Origin of the sequence: Cupriavidus sp. SIMBA_020 (assembly GCF_046535395.1) — a bacterium.
GTDB classification, from domain to species: domain Bacteria; phylum Pseudomonadota; class Gammaproteobacteria; order Burkholderiales; family Burkholderiaceae; genus Cupriavidus; species Cupriavidus campinensis.
Genome location: NZ_JAWRWU010001188.1, coordinates 1 through 252, shown reverse-complemented (window position 1 = coordinate 252; position 252 = coordinate 1). Strand labels below are relative to the sequence as shown.

1 protein-coding gene is annotated in these 252 nt (G+C 68.3%); it reads left to right on the top strand.

Annotated features, from left to right (window positions below; all coding sequences use genetic code 11):
* The coding region (locus SB751_RS33280) for a Maf family protein (protein WP_410749404.1) at positions 1-252 on the top strand (252 nt) is incomplete at both ends.

Below are 252 nucleotides of genomic sequence, written 5' to 3'. Positions count from 1 at the left end.
CACGATTCTCGCGCGCCTCGCCGGACGCGCTCACGAAGTGCTGACGGCCGTTGCCGTGGTGGACGCGCAAGGCGCGCTGCTGCCCGCCGCGCTATCGGTGTCGAAGGTGCGTTTTGCTGCAATGCACGCAGACGCGATCCGTCGCTATGCGGCGAGCGGCGAGCCGCTCGGCAAGGCGGGCGCCTACGGCGTGCAGGGACGCGCCGCCGAGTTCATCGAGCATATCGACGGGTCCTATTCAGGTATCATGGG